Annotated in this window: 14 protein-coding genes; 9 read left to right on the forward strand and 5 right to left on the reverse strand. The window is 72.4% G+C overall.

Annotated features, from left to right (window positions below; translation table 11 throughout):
* Positions 1-55 precede the first annotated feature (55 nt).
* Both FOF48_RS24695 and FOF48_RS24700 read left to right on the forward strand, forming a co-directional pair.
* Entirely contained in the window at positions 56-1,168 is a 1,113-nt protein-coding gene (locus FOF48_RS24695) for an XdhC/CoxI family protein (RefSeq protein WP_143905243.1), read from the forward strand.
* A 15-nt stretch (positions 1,169-1,183) separates the two neighbouring features.
* A complete protein-coding gene (locus FOF48_RS24700; RefSeq protein WP_143905244.1) occupies positions 1,184-1,771 on the forward strand; it encodes an NTP transferase domain-containing protein in 588 nt (195 codons plus the stop codon).
* Here FOF48_RS24700 and rpiA read toward each other — a convergent pair.
* From rpiA to FOF48_RS24725, 4 genes are all read right to left on the reverse strand, one after another.
* Complete coding sequence (rpiA, locus tag FOF48_RS24705; RefSeq protein ID WP_143905245.1) at positions 1,746-2,453, reverse strand: ribose-5-phosphate isomerase RpiA; 708 nt, start codon at positions 2,451-2,453, stop codon at positions 1,746-1,748. The genes FOF48_RS24700 and rpiA overlap by 26 nt on opposite strands.
* A gap of 25 nt (positions 2,454-2,478) precedes the next feature.
* A complete protein-coding gene (locus FOF48_RS24710) occupies positions 2,479-3,672 on the reverse strand; it encodes an AI-2E family transporter (protein ID WP_143905246.1) in 1,194 nt (397 codons plus the stop codon).
* A gap of 63 nt (positions 3,673-3,735) precedes the next feature.
* Positions 3,736-4,722: a YgcG family protein gene (locus FOF48_RS36785; RefSeq protein ID WP_221938252.1), complete on the reverse strand. Its 987-nt coding sequence runs from the start codon at positions 4,720-4,722 to the stop codon at positions 3,736-3,738.
* A gap of 196 nt (positions 4,723-4,918) precedes the next feature.
* The gene (locus FOF48_RS24725) at positions 4,919-5,545 is read right to left on the reverse strand and encodes a LemA family protein (RefSeq protein ID WP_143905249.1); all 627 of its coding nucleotides are present in this window, start codon (positions 5,543-5,545) and stop codon (positions 4,919-4,921) included.
* 242 nt (positions 5,546-5,787) lie between these two features.
* Between FOF48_RS24725 and FOF48_RS24730 the strand changes: the two genes are divergently transcribed.
* The 6 genes from FOF48_RS24730 (at position 5,788) to FOF48_RS24755 (ending at position 14,234) form a co-directional block, all read left to right on the forward strand.
* Complete coding sequence (locus FOF48_RS24730; protein WP_143905250.1) at positions 5,788-6,162, forward strand: VOC family protein; 375 nt, start codon at positions 5,788-5,790, stop codon at positions 6,160-6,162.
* 140 nt (positions 6,163-6,302) lie between these two features.
* A complete protein-coding gene (locus FOF48_RS24735; protein WP_186002056.1) occupies positions 6,303-7,955 on the forward strand; it encodes a hypothetical protein in 1,653 nt (550 codons plus the stop codon).
* Between the two features lie 64 nt (positions 7,956-8,019).
* Positions 8,020-8,952, forward strand: a complete 933-nt coding sequence (locus tag FOF48_RS24740) for a vWA domain-containing protein (RefSeq protein WP_143905251.1) — start codon at positions 8,020-8,022, stop codon at positions 8,950-8,952.
* A complete protein-coding gene (locus FOF48_RS24745; RefSeq protein ID WP_143905252.1) occupies positions 8,952-9,935 on the forward strand; it encodes a VWA domain-containing protein in 984 nt (327 codons plus the stop codon). Before FOF48_RS24740 ends, FOF48_RS24745 begins: the two co-directional genes overlap by 1 nt.
* 18 nt (positions 9,936-9,953) lie before the next feature.
* On the forward strand, positions 9,954-12,653 hold the full coding sequence (locus FOF48_RS24750) for a cation-translocating P-type ATPase (RefSeq protein ID WP_143905253.1): 2,700 nt from the start codon (positions 9,954-9,956) through the stop codon (positions 12,651-12,653).
* 168 nt (positions 12,654-12,821) lie between these two features.
* Entirely contained in the window at positions 12,822-14,234 is a 1,413-nt protein-coding gene (locus FOF48_RS24755; RefSeq protein ID WP_143905254.1) for an L-serine ammonia-lyase, read from the forward strand.
* 24 nt (positions 14,235-14,258) lie between these two features.
* Here the strand turns inward: FOF48_RS24755 and FOF48_RS37590 are convergent, their stop codons facing one another.
* Positions 14,259-17,081, reverse strand: coding sequence for a tetratricopeptide repeat protein (locus FOF48_RS37590; RefSeq protein ID WP_143905255.1), 2,823 nt, complete (start codon positions 17,079-17,081; stop codon positions 14,259-14,261).
* Between the two features lie 173 nt (positions 17,082-17,254).
* On the opposite strand from FOF48_RS37590, the gene FOF48_RS24765 reads away from it, so the two are divergent.
* Positions 17,255-18,256: a hypothetical protein gene (locus tag FOF48_RS24765; protein ID WP_143905256.1), complete on the forward strand. Its 1,002-nt coding sequence runs from the start codon at positions 17,255-17,257 to the stop codon at positions 18,254-18,256.
* The last annotated feature ends 61 nt before the right edge of the window (positions 18,257-18,317 follow it).

Consider the following 18,317-nt stretch of genomic DNA (forward strand, 5'->3'; position numbering starts at 1 on the left):
CGCGAGGCGAGGAATCGGCCCGGGCGTGGGCCGTGGATGCTTAGATGAACGGGCGATGAGGGAACTCGACGACATCCTGCGGGCCCAGGGGCGAGCCGCGGGGCCCATGGTGCTGGCGACGGTGGTGGCGGTGGCGGGGTCGTCGTACCGGCGCCCGGGCGCGCGCATGTTGATGGGCGGGGACGGGTGGCTCGCGGGCGGGGTGAGCGGCGGGTGCCTGGAAGGCGACCTCGTGCGCAAGGCCTTCTTCTGGACGGCGGAGGGGCCGCGCGTGCTGCGCTACGACACCACCGGTGACAACGCCGAGGACGAAGGCGGCCTGTCGTTCGCGCTCGGATGCAATGGCGTGGTGGACATCCTGCTGGAGCGCTGGGAGCCCGGCCCCGGTGACGCGCTCGGCTTCGCGGCGGAGGCCCGCCGCCGGTCGCTGCGCGCCGTCATCGCCACGGTGTACCGGGGGCCTTCGGAGGCCGTGGGCTCACGGCTGATGTTGCGCGAGGACGGCACGGAGGCGGGGACCGTCGCGGGGGCGCTGCGCGAGCCGGTGCGCGCGGCGGCGCTCGAGGTGCTGGAGGGCGGCCTGCCGTGGAGCGGCACCTGCGGAGGCGCGGAGGTGCTGGTGGAGGTGGTGGAGCCTGCGCCCCAGCTGGTGGTGTTCGGCGGTGGCTTCGATGTCGCGCCCGTGGTCGCGCGGGCGCAGGGGCTGGGCTGGCATCTCACGGTGGTGGCGGACCGGCCCGTGGAGATGCTGCGCCGGAGGTTTCCGCAGGCCCAGGCGCACGTCGCGTCCCGGGCGACCGAGGTCCTGGAGAAGGTCGCGCTGTCCGCGCGCAGCCTGGTGCTGGTGATGACGCACAGCCTGCCGCAGGACCGGGAGCTGCTGGCGCGGCTGGTGCCGCTGCCCGTGCGCTACCTGGGAGTGCTGGGGCCTCGCGCCCGGACGGAGCGCATCCTGCGGGAGCTGTCACAGGCGCCCACCTCCGCGCAGCTCGACAAGCTCCACGCGCCCATGGGGTTGGACCTGGGCGCGGAGGGCGCGGAGGAGATCGCCCTGTCCATCATCGCGGAGGTGCAGACGGTGCTGGCTGGACGCGAAGGAGGACGGCTGCGCGAGCGACAGGCCCCCATCCACGCGGATGCCATCGCGCCAGAGCGCAGGTCGGCCTGACGGAGGGCGGCGGACATGCGCGTGGCCATCGTCGTGCTCGCCGCTGGGGGCTCCTCCCGACTGGGTCAGCCCAAGCAGCTCCTGCGCCATGAGGGCACGTCCCTGGTGCGGCGCGCGGCGGAGCTGGCCCTCGCCGCGAGCCCGGTGGTGGCCGTGGTGCTCGGAGCCCGTCACGAGGAGGTCCGCGCGCGGTTGGACGGGCTCGCCGTGCGGTGCGTGGACAATCCGGACTGGGCGCTGGGACAGGGGACGTCCCTGCGCGCGGGCCTGCGCGCCCTGCCCCCGGACGTGGACGCCGCGCTCCTGATGCTCTGTGATCAGCTCCGCGTGGACGCGGCCCACCTGCGGGCCCTCATCGACACGTTCGAGAGAGAGCGCGCGCCCATCGTCGCGTCCGCCTACGCGGGCACCCGGGGCGTCCCCGCCCTCTTCTCGCGCGCCCTCTTCCCCGAACTGGAGGCCCTTCCTCCCACGGGCGGGGCGCGCGGGCTCATCGCCCGGGACCCCTCGCGCGTCGCGGAGGTCCCGCTGCCGGGGGGCGAGGAGGACGTGGACACCCCAGGGGACCTGGCGCGCCTCACGCGCTCCGGACGCGATGGGTGATGCCGTCCGGCCCGGCCACCACGAGGTCGGAGGTCAGGTGGAGGAACAGGCCATGCGCCATCACCCCGGCCCGGGACTCCAGCCGCGCGGCCAGTCCCACGGGGTCGCTGATGGGACCGAAGTCGCAGTCCAGCACCACGTTGCCCTGATCCGTGTGGAACGGCGCCCCGTCCAGCGCGGGCCGCACCACGACGCGCGCCCCCAACGACTCCAGGAACAGCGACTGCGAACGCCAGCCGAACGGCAGCACCTCCACCGGCACCGGCCACTTCGTGCCCAGCCGGGGCGACAGCTTCTGCGCGTCCACCACGATGATCTCCCGCCGGCTGGCCTGCGCCACCACCTTCTCGCGCAGCAGCGCCCCGCCCCCGCCCTTGATGAGCGACAGGTCCGGCGCCACCTCGTCCGCGCCGTCGATGGTGAGGTCCACCACCGGGTGCACATCCAACGTGGTGAGCGGCACGCCCAGCGACACGGCCAGCGCCTCGGTCGCGCGTGAGGTCGGAACGCCCACCACGTCCTTCAGCGTGCCCGCGGAGAGCAACGCCCCCAGCCGCCGCACCGCGTACGCGGCCGTGCTGCCCGACCCCAATCCCACCACCATTCCCGGCTGGATGAAGTCCACGGCGCGCTCCGCCGCCGCGCGCTTGAAGGAAGCCGAAACGCTCTCATCGGAAGTCATGGCGGGCTCGGGAAAGGGGGATGGCTCAGTGGGGCGACCCAGGATGCCCGGAGTCGGGCGGAGGCGCACGCCGCGCTTCCGTTGAAGGCGGCGCGAGTGGACCCGCCAACAGTGCCTCGTCCGCGTTCCCAGGCGCTTGGGAGGCGGTGGCCGCCGCGGCGAGGCGCCGCTCGCGGTTCCACACCTTGCGGCGCTCGCGCTGCACCTCCGTCAGGAGCACCTGCCCCGCCGCCGCCGCCGGCACCGCGAGGATGACGCCCAGGAGTCCCGCGACGGTGCCACCCACCAGGGCCACCAGCGAGATGAGCAGCGGGTTCATCTTGATGGCGCGCCGCTGCACCAGCGGGCTGAGCAGGTGCGCCTCCAGCTGCTGATAGACGATGAAGATCGCCAACGCGATGAACGCGCGCCGCGAGCCCACCGTCGCCAGCGTGGTGACGCTCACCAGCACCGCGGTGATGACGCTGCCGATGTAGGGGATGAGCCCCAGCACCATCGCCACCAGCCCCAGCGGCAGGAAGTACGGCACGCCCAGGGACAGCGACAGCAGCGCCGTGCAGGCGCCGCCCACGCTGATGATGAGCAGCGTGCCCACGAGGTAATTGCCCACGGCCTCGCGCATCCGGCCCACCACCCTGCGCACGCGGCCACGGCTGCTGGGGCGCACCCAGCCCAGGATGCTCGCGTAGAGGTCCTGGCCGAACAGCAGCCCGAACACCGCCAGCGCCAGCACCGTGATGCCCGCGCCCATCAACTCCAGGGTGGAGGACAGCACGGTGATGAGCGGCCGGGTCAGCACGCCGGGCTCCACGTTGAACCCGTTGCCTGGGTGCGCCAGCACGCCGAAGTGCTCATCCAGCCTCCGCACCCACGGGGCCCGCGCCAGCTCATCCAGGAAGCCCGGCGCCGCGGACACCAGGTTCTGGAGCTGCTCCACCAGGAGCGGCACCAGCGTGAGGACGAGCAGGGCGATGAGGCCCAGCAGCGTCAGCGCGATGAGCGCCACGCCCAACCCCCGGCGCAGGCCCCACGACTGCAACCGCCGCACGACGGGGTCCGCCGCGAGGCCCAGCAGCAGCGCCACCGCCAGCAGCGTCAGCACGGGCCCCAGGCGTTGCAGCGCGGTGCCCAGCAGCACCAGCAGCACCACCTGGGCCCCCACCGACCACACGGTCCGGGGCGGCACGTAGACGGGGAGCGCCTTGCGCGAAGCCTTCATGGCCACAAGGTAGGGAGTGCCCCCCAGGCAGGCGATGGCGCCCAGCAGGAGGACGCGCTCCTGTCAGGTGCAGGACGCTGTCCGCGCGGCCCGGGGCCCACGGAGCAGGCAGGCGGCCGGGCCTTCCAGCGCCCTACCAGGAATCACTGGCGCCGCCGCCACCGGAGGAACCTCCGCCCCCCCCCAGTCCGACGAGGACGACGAACTGGAGTCACTGCTGGAGGACGAGGAGCTGGAGCTCCAGTCCGTGGACGAGGAACCCACGCTCCAGCTCCCTCCGTCGGAGTGCCGGGCTCGCCCACCTTCGCCCAGCTGCTTCAGGCCCCTCCAGAGGATGAGCGGCGACAGGAGGATGCAGAGCGAGGGGGTCAGCAGGCTGAAGAGCAGATCGACCATTCCCGGCGGCCGGGGGAGGTCCTGGGACAGCGCGAACAGGACGCTCAGGGCCGTGCCCAGGATGCAGATGAAGCCCAGGGCCCGCCGCTGTCGCGTGATGGCGTAGCGCCCCCCGAAGAAGCCCCCCAGCATCGCACCGTACGCGAGGAGGGTGGGGACCGGAGGCGCCTGCGGAGAGAACGCGCTCACGACGAACACCGCGGGAGGCAGAACCATCACCCCGATGGTGAACGAGCGTGAGAGGCCCAGCTTGATGCGCTCGACCAGGACCATCGCCGCCACGAAGGACGTCACCGCCATGGCGAAGAAGAGCCACCGCAGGCCGTTCTCGGTCCAGGCCCCCTGGAGGCGGGACTCCTGGGCGCTGGCCTCGTCGACGTCGGGGGCCGTCCTCCGTGGATCCGTCGACACCTCGGCGCGCACGCCCGCGATGATGGCCAGCAGCGCGTCCGCCGTCCGCCCGTGGGCCAACAGCGGCCCCTGCGCGTGGAGCAGTGCCCGGGCCTCGCCGTCCGTCAGCGACGGCTCCAGCCCGTAACCCACCTCCAGGCGCGAGCGCCGGTCGCCGCGCGCGATGACGAGCAGCAGCCCGTTGTCCTTCCCCGCCTGCCCGCCCCTCCATGCACGGAAGACCGCTTCGGCGTAGTCCTCGATGGGCTGCCCCCCGTGGTGTCCACGAGCAGCACCGCCATCTGAACCTGCGTCGCGGAACGCAGGTCCACCAGCGCCTGGGCGACATGCTCCATCTCCTGAGGTGTCAGCATGCCCCGCGGATCCGTCACCGGCCGCGTGATGGCGGGCACCTGGGCCAGGACCAGCATGGGCAGCAGCAACGTCAACAAGACGGCCTTCACCATGTGGAGACCTCCGAGGACAGCGGCAGCACCGGGGGCAGCCCGCTCAGACGGACCACCCAGTTCGTGGGAAAGGAGGCCGCGGAGGCGTTGTAGCCAGCGGCCCGCTCGTCGTAGCGGCGCTGCTCCACGGCCACGCGGTTGTCCGCGCCTGACAGCTCCGCGTCGCGCTCCAGGCCGGGCGTCAGCAGGCCCAATCTCGCGCGCAGGGACTCACGGCGGTCCACCACGTTGCGCACCTGCGCACGCTGCCGCGCCACGTCCGACAGCGTGGAGGTCAGCCCGTTGCGCACCACGAGCCCCGACACGGCCATGAGCCCCACGACGGCCGCGCCCACCCACGCGCCCTTGCGCAGCCGCGCACGGCGCTGCCGTGACAACCGCTCCCGAGCCAGGGCCTCGCGCGCCTGGGCCTCGCGGCGCTTCGCCAGCGCCTCCAGCGCCTGGTCCACGTAGCGCGCGGGGATGTCCAGCTCCTCGCCAATCCGCCGCACGTCGTCCGGCGTCAGCGTGTCCGGCGCCGCGTCCTTCTGCATCAGCCTCGTGGCCGTGGCGATGAGCTCGTTGACATCGTCATAGGCGACAGCCCTGGGCGGCGCCCCATCACGCGATGCCGTGCTCAAGCGCCCGCCCCCCCGTGCTCCATCATCGCGATGTCCCCCTCTCCACGGACGTGCTTCACGGTCCGGCGCCTCTCCCCGGACCACCAAAGGGGTTCACCTCCCGGCGAAAGCCCCCGTCGCCCTGGGACGACTCCTCCCCAGCGGCTGATGGGGACGACGATATTCCATCCGACATCCTCCCGACCTGGGAGCGAAGAGCGCTCCTGGCGCACGTCCACCGACCTGGGCAGACTGCCGCGCCCATGGACAAGAAGCCCCAGACGATGCGGTCGTTCGTGAAGCTGCTGGTGACGGATGCACCGGCCTCCGTGCGCTTCTATGAAGGCCTCGGCTTTGAACGCGTCGCGTCGGAGCCCCCCATCCTCCGCCTCCAGTGGGGTGGAGAGTCGGACATCTACCTCGTCAGCCCTCCTCCTGGCCTGAAGCTGGAAGGCCGCAGGGGCATGGGCGTGCTCGTGGGTTTTCGGGCGGGCGAGGACGGCGTGGACGCGGTGGCCGCGAAGGCGGCCGCGCTGGAGGCACCCGTGGAGGGACCGACGGTCCAGCCCTGGTACACGCGGGAGATCATCGTCACCGACCCGGACGGCTACCGGCTCAACTTCATCGAGCCCGCCTGAGCCTCAGGCGGCCTCTTTCGTTCCATGCCCTCACTCTTTAAGGGGCGGGACGAACGATGGAAGCCACGCCGCTTCGCGAGGAAGCCACGCCGCTTCGTGGGTCGGGGGACGCCCCGCCGGCCCTTGATTGCCCCAACGGCTTGCGCCAGCCTGTCGCGGCCTCCGTGAGCCCACCCCGCTACTTCGTTCCCCACGCCGCCAGCCCGGTCGAAGCCGTGCCGTGCGATGCCGCCGAGGTCGTCCACGCCGTGGACGCGTTCCGCCTGGACCCCGCGTACCTGGGCGAGTCCGAGTGGTTCGTCTGCACCGACGTCGTGGGCCAGCTCCAGGTCATCCCAGGCAGCGAGCGCGCCCGCCTGCCCGCCTCCGTGCAGGCGCAGCTCGCCCTCCACGAGGTCGCCTCCGGGCGCCTGCCGCGGAGGCTGGCCGCGACGGAGCTCTACTTCTTCTCCATCGAGCTGGTGGAACACCCCGCGGACGCCGAGGGCTTCAACGACCCCGTCTACCTCTACGGCACGCTGAGCGGCCCGTGGCCCGGCCCGAACGCCCAGCGGATGAAGGGGCAGCTCACCGTGACCCGGGGCGACGTGCTCGCGGGCTTCGCGCACGCCGCCCCGGATGCCTTCCAGTACGTGAAGGACGCGGAGAGCCGCGACGCGCCCCGCGCCTACCACGCCCTCCTGCCCGGCGACCGCGCGGATCAGCTCGCGCAGGGCAAGGGACTCGTCCTCGCGTGGCCGGCCGTGGCCGCCGAGCTTCAGGCCCACAACGTGGCCAATGGCGCCCAGGTCGCGAGCGTGCTGCACGCGGTGCTCGCCCAGCTCCAGGCGGACGCGCGCGCGAACCAGGGGCCTGCGGCGCTCGCCTCGCTGGAGCTGCCCGTGCCCAGCCGCGCGATGGCCATCGCGGACCTGGAGCTGAAGGGCTACGAGGTGAAGGGCGACATCGCCACGCCGCGCCCCACCAAGGGCGGCCTCGTCGGGAAGCTCGCGGGATGGATCCAGGACACCTCGGTGCGGGTCCCCCGCGAGGCCCCCCCACCGGAGTTCCTGGAGCTCGCGCGCCGCGTCCTGCCGATGCTGCCCGGCTGGCCCACGGAGACGGAGCGCACCCTGCGCACCCACGTGCTCGCGGGCACGCAGTCCCCGAGCAGGCCCTCCTCGAACACGCTGCCCCCGGGAACGACGGCGCCCCGCGCGCCCACGCCGCCCCCGTCCCTGCCGCCGCGCCTGCAGACGCAGCCCGTGGGCTCCAGCGAATGGATGGTGGATTTCCTCGACGCGCACGACAAGCCGGGTGGCGCGCAGCCCCACATCACGCGCCTGCAGCCAAAGCCCGAGCCGCGTCCGGCCCCCAAGCCCCAGGTGGCGAAGGCCACGTGGAAGATGGACTTCGTGAAGGCCACGCCCACCCCGCCGGCCCCGACCCAATGGGAGACGTCGCCCGCCACGCCCGGCAAGCAGCCGGGCCCGAGCCAGCCGAAGCCCGAGCCGCGTCCGGCCCCCAAGCCCCAGGTGGCGAAGGCCACGTGGAAGATGGACTTCGTGAAGGCCACGCCCACCCCGCCGGCCCCGACCCAATGGGAGACGTCGCCCGCCACGCCCGGCAAGCAGCCGGGCCCGAGCCAGCCGAAGCCCGAGCCGCGTCCGGCCCCCAAGCCCCAGGTGGCGAAGGCCACGTGGAAGATGGACTTCGTGAAGGCCACGCCCACCCCGCCGGCTCCCAGCCAGCAGGAGAGGTCGCCCGCCGCGCCCGGCAAGAAGCCGGACTGGATGCGCGACTTCGAGGACTGACCCCGCCCGTTTGCGACGCTCGCATCCAGAGCGCTAGCGTTTTCACCCTCCAGAAAGGCAGGCCATGGGACACGAGAAGCCGATCGAGCCGTTTTCGGATCTCCACCGCGAAGGAGACCGCGTGCGCGCGGTGCTGATGCACGACCCCACGGTGGAAGGCCTGGACATGGCCATCTACATGGACGCGTCCGGCAGCATGCGCGACGAATACACATACAAGGCGGAGCCGCGCTCCTTCCTGGAGTGGATCCGCGGCGCGCCCATGAAGGAGCCCTCCAACCAGGTGGAGCCGCAGGTGCGGTGGATGCTGGAGTATCTGGCCACCAAGGACCGCAACGGCCTCTTGCGCGTGGCCTACTGGGCCTGCGGCACCAACGGCCGCCAGGTGGAAGCCGTGGGGGAGCTCAAGGGCACCGACGTGAAGCAGTACAAGTTCCCCGGCGCCAAGCAGTTGGGCGGCTTCACCTACCTGGAGCCCGCGCTGCGCGACTACGTGAGGTACCTGGAGGAACAGGTGAAGGTAGGCGCGAAGCGCGGCTGCGCCATCATCGTCACCGACGGCCGCCTCCATGACGCGGACGCGGTGGAGAAGTTCTCCGAGGAGATCGCGAAGAAGATCGCCTCCGGCCGCCTGCCGCGCATCAACTTCGTGCTGGTCGGCGTGGGCGACGACATCGACGAGGAGCAGCTGGAGCACATCGCCCACGCGGAGTTCCCGGGCGTGGGCCACCTGTGGTGCCACCGCATCGCCAAGGAGATCACCCAGGTGGCGGAGCTGGTCGCCGTGCTGGTGGACGAGACGATGACCGTCGCCGCTGGCGGCACCGTCTACGACGACAAGGGACAGGTGCTGAAGACCTACGAGGGCCGCCTGCCCGCGGTGCTGGAGTTCGACGTCCCCGACGGCGCGAAGAGCTTCACGCTGGAGGTGAACGGCCAGCGCTACACCCAGCCGCTGCCCGACGAAGAGCACCACGAAGACGAGGACCACCACTGATGGCCGGCCAGGAAGTCATCAACCGCCCCTTCTCCGACGTCCACCGCATGGGGAACAAGGTCATCGCGACGCTCCTGCATGACCCCACGGTGGAGGGCCTGGACGTGGCCCTCTACATGGACGGCTCCGCCAGCATGGAGAACGCCTACGGCCCGCGCGGCATCCTGGCGAAGCTCGCCCCGGTGAAGAACCAGGTCGAGCCGCAGATGCAGTGGATGCTGGAGTACCTGGCCAACAAGGACCGGGACGGCAAGGTGCGCGTGGCCTACTGGGCCTCGGGAGACGGCACCCAGCTGGAGCTGGTGGGCGACCTCACCGGTCCCCAGGCCAAGGGCTACCGCTTCCCCGGCCCCCGCTCCTACGGCAAGGCCACCGTGATGCTCCCGGTGCTGCGCGACTTCGTGGCGCACATCAAGCAGCAGGTGGGCGAAGGCGCGAAGCGCGGCCTCGCGGTCATCATCACGGACTCGCAGATCAACGACGCCCACGACGTGACGGCCTACGCCACCCAGGTGGCCAAGGAGATCGCCTCCGGCCGCCTGCCGCGCATCAACTTCGTGTTCATGGGCGTGGGCGAGCACGTGGATGAAGCGCAGATGGAGGAGATCTCCCACACCCAGTATCCGGGCGTGGGCCACCTCTGGTGCCACCGCCACGCGGACCGCATGGAGGAGATGGCGGAGCTGGTCGCCGTGCTGGTGGACGAGACGATGACCGTCGCCGCTGGCGGCACCGTCTACGACGAGCAGGGCCAGGTCCTGAAGGCCTACGAGGGCCGCCTGCCCGCGGTGCTGGAGTTCGAGGTGCCGCCGTCCTGCAAGCGCTTCACGCTGGAGGTCGCCGGGCAGCGCTACGACCAGCCCGTCCCCGAGGACCACGAGGACGAGGACTCTCACGACGAGGATGAGGACCCGGCCCCCGAGGCCTCCGCGCCTCCCTCCGCCGCCCCGTCCTCGCATTCACGCCGCGGACACCGCCACTAGGCGTCAGGAATCCCAGCCATGTCGGAGCAGAAGAAGAGCGGGTCGCGGTTCGGGTCGTTGAACATCCAGGGCCTCAAGGAGGCGCGACCCGGCGGCAACGCCGTGCAGCGCCACGTCCACGGGCCCTCGTGCGACCACGGCCACGAAGGCCCTGATCATCATGGCCACGACCACTCCGGGCACGCGCATGCGCACGGCGAGGCCCACGTGCACGGGCCCTCCTGCTCCCATGGCCACGACCACGGGCATGACCACCACGGCCATGCCCACTCCCAGCGCGTCATCCGTCCGCCGGCCTACCGTCCCGCGGAGGGAGGCGGCGCCGCGCTCCAGCTGGACCTGGAGGGCACGCTGCCGGGAGAGACGGACGACCAGGGCCGCTTCGAGCGGCTGGAGGCGGCGCTGGAGTCGCAGCGAGGCATCACCGACGTGCACCTGCGCCGTGACGCGGGCCATGCGGAGGTGTGCATCCACTACCAGCCGTCGCTGGTGAGCGCGTCGCAGCTGGTGACGCTCGCGCGGAAGACGGGGGCGCAGGTGGCCGCGCGCTACCTGCACCACACCTGGTTCGTGCGCGGGATGAGCTCCGCGGACGCGGCCCAGGTCATCGAGCACGCGGTCGCGAAGATGAAGGGCGTGCTCACCGCCAGCGTCGCGTACGCCAGCGAACGCCTGGTCATCGAATACGACAAGGAGGACCTGAAGCTTCCGGACGTGGAGGCCCGGGTGAAGGCGCTCGGGTACGGGCTGGAGGTGCCCATGGCGGGCCATGCCTGCTCGCACCATGCGCATGGCGGCGGGCTCGCGCCCCTGCTGGAGCTGCCCCTGGTGGTCGCCTCGGGCGCGCTGCTGGCGGCGGGCTTCGTCGTGGAGCACTTCGCGCTGGCGCCACCGCTTTGGGCCACGGTCCTCTGGGCGCTGTCGATGGCGAGCGGCGGCTTCTTCGCCATCCGGGGCTCGGTGCGGTCCATCGCGCAGCTGCGCATCGACATCGAGACGATGATGGTGGTGGCGGCGCTGGGCGCGGCGGTGCTCGGCGCGTGGTTCGAGGGCGCGTTCCTGCTCTTCCTCTTCAGCGCGGGCCACGCGCTGGAGCACCGGGCCATGGAGAAGGCGCGCCGCTCCATCGAAGCGCTGGGCCAGCTGCGCCCGGAGGTGGCGCGCGTGCGCCGGGGCGCGGAGGTGGTGGAGGTGCCGGTGGCGGACGTGGCGCGAGGCGAGCGCATCGTCGTGCGCCCCGGGGACCGCGTCCCGCTGGACGGCATCATCCGCGAGGGCAAGAGCTCCCTGGACCAGGCGGCCATCACCGGTGAGTCCATGCCGGTGGCGCGCAAGCCGGGCGACGAGGTGTTCTCCGGCACCATCAACTGCGAGGCGGCGCTGGAGGTGGAGGTGACGCGCCTGTCGTCGGAGTCCGTCCTGGCGCGCGTGGTGGACATGGTGGCGCAGGCGGAGGCGCAGAAGGGCCGCCGGCAGCGCTTCGCCCAGCGCCTGGAGCGCACCGTGGCGCCGCTCGTGATGGCCTCCGCCGTGGTGTTCCCCGTGGTGCTCGTGCTGACGGGCACGGACGTGAAGGAGGCGGTGCTGCGCGCGGTGGGCCTGCTGGTGGCCGCGTCGCCGTGCGCGCTCGCCATCTCCACGCCGTCCGCGGTCCTCTCCGCGGTGGCGTCCGCGGCGCGCGGCGGCGTGCTCATCAAGGGCGGCATCTACCTGGAGCTGCTCAGCGGGATCCGCGCCGTCGCCTTCGACAAGACCGGCACCCTCACCGTGGGCCGCCCCCGGCTGCTCACCACCTGGACCGCGCCGGGCGTGACGCGCGAGGAGCTGCTGGGCACCGCGGCCGGCGTGGAGGCCCTGTCCGCGCACCCGCTGGCCAAGGCCGTGGTGGACGGCGCCGCGGAGGCGCGCGTCACCGTGCCCGTGGGCCGCGACCTGGAGGCCATCCACGGCCAGGGCATCCGCGCGAGGGTGGGCGACGACGCGGTGGCCGTGGGCAGCCTGGCGCTCTTCGCGGGCGAGCCGGTTCCTCCCGAGGTCGCGGCGGAGGTGGCGCGGCTGGAGGAGGCGGGCCAGACGACGATGGTGGTGCGCCGCGCGGACCGCTACCTGGGCGTGCTGGGCATGGCGGACACGCTGCGCGGCGGCGCGCGGCAGGCGGTGCAGGCGCTCAAGGCGGGCGGCATCGAGCGCACGGTGATGCTGTCCGGTGACAACGCGCGCGTGGCGCGGTCCATCGCGCAGCAGGTGGGCCTGGACGAGGCGAAGGCGCCGCTGATGCCCGTGGAGAAGGTGGCGGCGGTGAAGGACCTGGGCCGCACGCACGCGGTGGCCATGGTGGGCGACGGCGTCAACGACGCGCCCGCGCTGGCCGCCGCCGCGGTGGGCGTGGCCATGGGCGGCGCCGGCAGTGACGCGGCGCTGGAGACCGCGGACGTGGTGCTGATGAGCGACGACCTGGCGAAGCTGCCCTTCGCGCTGGAGCTGTCCAAGCGGGCCACCGCCGTGATGAAGCAGAACCTGGTCATCGCGCTGGGCGTCAGCGCGGTGCTCGTCGTCGCGGCCGTGCTGGGCCTCACGAAGATCAGCCAGGCCGTGGTGCTCCACGAGGGCAGCACGCTGCTCGTCGTCTTCAACGGCCTGCGCCTGCTCGCCTTCCGGCCGAGCACGACCGCCACGCCGCCCCAGCCCGCCACCGGCCCGCAGCCCGCGGCCGGTTAGCCAGCTCGCGTCATGCTTGGGATGGCAACTTCCCCCACGCACGGAGGAGTGAGCGCACGCGCGACGTGTCGTCTTGTGGCCGGCATGACGTGAAGTGGATGCATGCAGTGCGTCGTCAACGGGGTGGCACATGCGGCGCGCGGTGGACATGGCATGGTGGGTGCCGCCATGCCTGTCAGCGTCTTCGACCTCTTCAAGATTGGAATCGGTCCCTCCAGTTCGCACACGGTGGGGCCGATGCGCGCGGCCCGCACCTTCGCGGCGGGGCTGTCGGACGCGGGGCTCCTGGAGCGCGTGACGCGGCTCAAGGTGGAGCTGTTCGGCTCGCTGGGCGCGACGGGCAAGGGGCACGGCAGCGACAAGGCCGTGCTGCTGGGCCTGCGGGGTGACACGCCCGAGGACGTGGACGTGGAGTTGGTGCCGTCGATTGTCGCGCACTGGCGCGCGGAGGGGCGCGTGTCGCTGCTCCAGCGGCTGGTGATCCCCTTCCGCGACGGCGAGCACCTGGTGATGCACAAGCGCAAGGTGCTGCCGTACCACCCCAATGGCATGCGCTTCACCGCGTTCGGCGAGGGCGCGGAGCCGCTGGTCTGCCGCGTCTACTACTCGGTGGGCGGCGGCTTCGTGGTGGATGAGCAGGCGGTGGCGGGGACGGATCCGCTGCGCGCGGAGGCCACCGCCCTGCCCCTGCCCTTCAAGTCCGCGGCGGACCTGCTCGCGCACTGCGAGCGGGAGCGGCAGCCCATCAGCACGGTGATGCTGCGCAATGAGTTGACGTGGCGGAGCGAGGAGGACATCCGCGCGGGGCTCTTGCGCATCTGGGGCGTGATGCAGGCGTGCGTGACGCGCGGGTGCACCACGCCCGGCATCCTCCCGGGGGGCCTGAAGGTGGAGCGGCGGGCGGCGGCGATGTACCAGCGGCTCATCAGCCGGCCGGAGGCGGGGCTCACCAACCCGCTGACGGTGCTGGACTGGGTGAACCTGTACGCGCTCGCGGTGAACGAGGAGAACGCGGCGGGCGGGCGCGTCGTCACCGCGCCCACCAATGGCGCGGCGGGCATCATCCCCGCGGTGCTGCACTACTACTGGCGCTTCGTGCCAGGGGCGAACGCGGACGGCGTGGTGAGGTTCCTGCTCACGGCCGGCGCCATTGGCGCGCTCTACAAGGAGAACGCGTCCATCAGCGGCGCGGAGGTGGGGTGCCAGGGGGAGGTGGGCAGCGCGTGCTCCATGGCGGCGGGGGCGCTCGCGGAGGTGCTGGGTGGCACGCCGCTCCAGGTGGAGAACGCGGCGGAGATCGCCATGGAGCACAACCTGGGGCTCACGTGCGACCCCATTGGCGGGCTGGTGCAGGTGCCCTGCATCGAGCGCAACGCGATGGCGTCCGTGAAGGCCATCAACGCCGTGCGCATGGCGCTGTCCGGCGACGGCAAGCACTTCGTCAGCCTGGACAAGGTCATCAAGACGATGCGCGACACCGGCCGCGACATGAAGGACAAGTACAAGGAGACCGCGCGCGGAGGCCTCGCGGTCAACGTCCTGGAGGTCGCGAACCTCAGCGTCGGCCTGCCCGAGTGCTGAGGCCCCCAACGCCCCGCTGACGCCCTACCGCTTGCGCTTGCCCCCGCGCACCGCCGACGCGGGCACCGCCTTCGCCGGGCGCTCGGGCCGGGCCTGGAGCCAGGCCTCCACCTCCTTCGCCTGCGACGCGCGCCCCGCGGACGTGAAGCGCGCGAGCGCCTGAGACGCCGCGCCGCGCGCGTCCTCCTGTTCGCCTTCCTTCCACAAGGCCTGCGCCAGCGCGAAGCCGGACTCGCCCAGCGAGTCCTCCTGCGCGTCCTTGAACGCCAGCGCCTGCCGCAGCGGGGCGATCGCGTCGCGCGCGCGGCCCAGCCCCAGGAGCGCCTGCCCCACGCCATCCAGCGAGTACTGGAGCAGCTCGTCGTCCGGACCCAGCTTCGCCTGCTTCACCGCCAGCGCCTCCTCGTAGTCCTTCAGCGCCTCCGGGTAGCGCTTGAGCGCGAGCAGGCTCATGCCCTCTTCATCCAGCGCCTCCGCCAGCTTCACGCTCGCGGGCCCCAGCAGCGTGCGGTGCAGGGACACGGACACGCGCGCGTGCTCCAGGGCCCCGGTGAAGTCCCGCTGCTCCCGCAGCGCCATGGACAGCGCCTGGTGCCGCCGCGCGGTGTCCAGGTGCACGGGCCCCATCGCCTTCTCCGTCTGGAGGAGCGCGTCCTTCAGCACCGTCACCGCCTGCGCGGCCTTGCCGGTCTCCAAGAGCGTGCGCCCCAGCGTGAACGTCACCCGCGCCCGCTTCGGGTGGCCCTCCGGCAGCGCCTTCGCGAGCAGCCCCGAGGCCTGCTCCAGCAGCTTCAGCGCCTCGTCCGGATCGTCCTGCATCAGCGCGAGGTTGGCCTCGTTCACCTTGAGGTCGCTCTCCAGCACCGCGTCTCCCCCCACGCGCTTCAGCGTCGCCTCGCCCAGCCGGCCCCAGCGCCGCGCGAGCGGGTACTGCGCCTGCTCTCCGTCCACGTAGAGCAGCTTGTTCATCACCAACACCGCCAGCCGGTCCGCCCGGCCCGCCTCGGCGTCATAGACGGCCTGCTCCAGCACCTCGCCGCCCGCGGCCTTGTCTCCCAGCACCGCCCGCGCCCACCCCAGGTGGTAGCGCAGCTCCGCCATCAGCGGCAGGTAGCCCGTGGCCAGCACGCGCGCTTCCACCTGCCGCGCCAGCTCCAGCGCCTTGGGCATCCGGCTCGTGTCGATGCGCGCCTTCACCTCCGCCAGCTGCCCCTCCAGCGCGTCCAGCTCCGCGCGCTTCACGGGGTCCGCCGGCCGGGGCTGGAGCTCCGCCAGGGACTCCACGTCCGCGCAGTCGCCCGGGGCCGGCAGCGCGTAGGCCGCGTCCAGCGACTTGTCCACCAGCGCCACGTCCGCGGTCTCCAGCGTGGCCACCAGCGCGCCCAGGTCCTTGCGCCGCCGCTCCAGGCACACGAAGCGCTGGGACAGCAGCGCCTCCGTCTGCACCGCTCGCACTCGCGTGTCCTCGCACGCCAGCGTGTGCTGCTTCGCCCACTCCGCGCCGTAGTCATCCAGCACGTCGCCCACCCGGCGCGCCATGTCCTGCGCCACCGGGTTCTTCGTGGCCAGGAAGGCCTGCGTCACCCTCTCGCGAGCGTCCTGCCCCCAGCGCTCCGCCACCAGTCCCTGCGCGCCTTCGCAGACCTTCGTGCGCGACCACGCCACCCCGCCCGCCACGCCCAGCACCACCGTGGCCGCCACCGCCGCGCCCGCGCGCCGCCGCGCCAGCGCCCGCCGCTCCCGCTGCCCCAGCACCGTCAGCAGCTCCGCCATGGAGCGGAACCGGTCCCTCGGCTCCAGCGACAGGCCCTTCATCAGCGCGCGGCGCACCCACGCCGGCACCTTCGATTCGCGCGGCGGCTCCTGGATGGGCGACAGCGGCAGCACCTGCGCCACCGCGGCCTCCGTCACGCCCGGCTCGTCGTCGGGCCCACCCCGGGGCCGCAGCTGCGAGGCCACCCGCGACAGCTCGTCCGGGTCGAAGGGGCGGATGCCATACAGCGCGCGGTACAGCGCCGCGCAGAAGCTGAACTGGTCGGAGCGCGAGTCCAACAGCTCGCCCCGGAACTGCTCCGGGGACATATAGGCCGGCGTGCCCATCACCAGGCCCGCCTGCGTCAGCTGCGAGTTGAGCGGCGAGTCGTCCCCCGCCACCGGCCGCGTGCGCTCGCCGTCCCCCTCCTCGTCGTCGTCCACCTCGCCCATGGGCCGCGCGAGCCCGAAGTCCGTGACGTAGACGCGCCCGTCCCGGCCCACCAGCACGTTGGCCGGCTTGAAGTCGCGGTGCACCAGCCCCGCCACGTGGGCCGCCTCCAGCCCCCGGCCCGCCGCCAGGTACTTGTCCAGCAGCTCCTGCCACGTCCGCGCCTTCGCCTTCGTCCAGTCCCGCAGCGTGCCGCCGTCCACCAGCGCCATCGCCACGTAGATCTGCTCGTCCCACTGCCCTACCTCGAAGACCGGGATGACGTTGGGGTGGGAGATGCGCGCCATGGCCTGCGCCTCGCGCAAGAGCCGCGCCCGCCCCAGCTCCAGGTCCTCGTGGCCGCCCTTCACGCGCAGCAGCTTCAGCGCCACCTTGCGGTCCAGGTCCGGATCATACGCGGCGTACACCACCCCCATCCCGCCCTGCCCCAGCACCTTCAGCGGCAGGAAGCGGCCCACCTGCCGCGAGGAGAGCCGCGGCGACTCGGCCCCCGCCCCGCCGCGCGAGGGCGTGGACTCCCCACCCCCACGTCCCGTCGCGGGCGCGCTGCCTCGGCCTGTACCGTACGATTCGCGCGACGTTGAAACGCGCGGCGCGGAGCCCGGCGCCGAAGGCCCGTCGTCCCTGTCATTCCGGTTCGCCATGGGTCCAGTGTACCCCTCATTCCAGGATTCCATGGTTCTTCGGCCTGGCGGCCTGCCCGGTTGCGTCTGAAATCGCGCGCTCCCGTCAGATCCTGTAATCCGGAAGCAACCTCCGAAGTCCGCCGCGGATAATGGGGGGAGTCAAAAGACCCGGCAGTGACAGGAGACCCCCCATGGCCTTCAACATCGGCTCCAGGATTGATTCGGTCATGGCCCGGATCCGCCAGGCGCAGGAACAGGCCCGCGCGGAGATGGCCGCCGCCGCCCAGTCCGTGAAGGAGCCCCTGCTGGACGCGCCGGACGCCAAGCCGCTCAACGCCGCGGAGGGCCGGTACCTGGACTCCTTCCAGGAGGAGCGCGCGAAGAAGATGGGGATGCCGGAGCTGGCCGCGCCGCCGCCCGCGGGCACCGCCCCCGCCACCGCGGTCCCCGTCAACGAGGCGACGGAGGCCCAGAAGGACAAGGGCTGGAAGGCGCCCCAGACGACCGTGGCCCAGACGAGCAAGAAGGGCTGCGCGGAGGCCACCCTCACCTACCTGGAGCAGTCCAGCAGCGACGACGAGGTCCCGCTGAGCCAGCAGGAGGCCCGCGAGAAGGTGCGCAACAAGGCGGACACGCTGGCCACGTCGGAGACGGCGGGCGTGAAGGACCGCGTGGAGGTGAACCTGGACGACGGCGCGACCCCGGATGAGATGGGCGCCGTCCTGGGCTCCATGGGCATCAAGGTCACGGACGGCTCCGCCGAGGTCGACACCGACGCGCTGAGCGGAGCCCTGAAGAACGGCCAGATGGCGCTGGCGCTGGTGGACTCCAACGCCCTGCTCAACACGACCCTGGCGCCGGGCGAACAGCCGAAGGAGGGGGGCGAGCTGCACTGGCTCACCATCGACGGCGTGAACCCGGGCAAGACGGACAGCACCGACGACGACCTCTACCGCGTGCGCGACTCCGTCAACGGCGCCTACTGGGTGAAGGCCAGCGACCTGAAGAAGAGCGTCGCGGAGGCCCAGGAGCAGCACGGCAGCGGCGGCGTGATGACGGTGCAGAAGGACGGCACCGCCAAGACGACGGAGCAGCGCGAGGCCCTGGCCCGCGAGAACCTGGAGCACACCGGCCCGCTCGGCAAGGGCAACGGCGGCGCCAGCCGGCGCCTCAGCGTGGGCGAGTCCAGCTAGCTCCCACGCCGTCCCCGCGGCCCCCGACGCCTTCTCCCAGCCTCGCGCCGGGGGAAGGCGT

The organism is Corallococcus sp. Z5C101001, assembly GCF_007352635.1.
Taxonomy (GTDB): Bacteria; Myxococcota; Myxococcia; order Myxococcales; family Myxococcaceae; genus Corallococcus; species Corallococcus silvisoli.